General features: G+C 46.4%; 1 protein-coding gene. It reads left to right on the top strand.

Annotated features, from left to right (window positions below; translation table 11 throughout):
• The coding region (gene tuf / locus AB4589_RS25390; protein ID WP_017079846.1) for an elongation factor Tu at nucleotides 1–1177 on the top strand (1177 nt) is incomplete at both ends.

The following is a 1177-nucleotide window of genomic DNA, read 5'->3' as shown; positions in this document are numbered from 1 at the left end:
TGTCTAAAGAAAAATTTGAACGTACGAAACCGCACGTAAACGTTGGTACTATCGGCCACGTTGACCACGGTAAAACAACTCTAACTGCTGCTATCTGTACTACACTTGCAAAAGTGTACGGCGGTGTTGCTAAAGATTTCGCATCTATCGATAACGCTCCAGAAGAGCGCGAGCGCGGTATCACAATCGCAACTTCTCACGTTGAGTACGATACTCCTGAACGTCACTACGCACACGTAGACTGTCCTGGACACGCCGATTATGTTAAAAACATGATCACTGGTGCTGCTCAAATGGACGGCGGTATCCTAGTTGTTGCTGCTACAGATGGCCCTATGCCACAAACTCGTGAGCACATCCTACTTGGTCGTCAAGTTGGTATCCCTTACATCATCGTATTCATGAACAAATGTGACATGGTTGATGATGAAGAGCTACTTGAGCTAGTAGAAATGGAAGTTCGTGAACTTCTTTCTGAGTACGAGTACCCAGGAGACGACCTACCAGTAATTCAAGGTTCTGCACTTGGCGCTCTAAACGGCGAAAAGCAGTGGGAAGACAAGATCGTTGAGCTTGCAGAAGCACTAGATTCTTACATTCCACTTCCAGAGCGTGCTGTTGATCTACCGTTCCTACTTCCTATTGAAGATGTATTCTCAATCCAAGGTCGTGGTACTGTAGTTACTGGTCGTATCGAGCGCGGTATCCTACGTGTAGGTGACGAAGTAGAAATCGTTGGTATCAAAGAGACTACTCTTACTACTTGTACTGGTGTTGAAATGTTCCGTAAACTGCTTGACGAAGGTCGTGCAGGTGAGAACGTTGGTGCACTTCTACGTGGTACTAAGCGTGATGACGTTGAACGTGGCCAAGTACTTTCTGCTAAAGGTTCAATCAACCCACACACTAAGTTTGAGTCTGAAGTATACGTACTTTCTAAAGACGAAGGCGGCCGTCACACTCCTTTCTTCAAGGGTTACCGTCCACAGTTCTACTTCCGTACAACTGACGTAACAGGCGATATCACTCTACCTGAAGGCGTAGAAATGGTAATGCCAGGTGACAACGTTCAAATGACTGTTGAGCTAATCGCTCCAATCGCAATGGACGAAGGTCTACGTTTCGCAATCCGCGAAGGTGGCCGTACAGTTGGTGCTGGTGTTGTAGCTAAAATCTT

This window comes from Vibrio sp. 10N.222.49.A3 (genome assembly GCF_041475145.1).
Taxonomy (GTDB): Bacteria; Pseudomonadota; Gammaproteobacteria; order Enterobacterales; family Vibrionaceae; genus Vibrio; species Vibrio tasmaniensis_A.
The sequence above is the reverse complement of the archived record's forward strand: the minus strand, read 5'-3'. Positions and strand labels throughout refer to the sequence as shown.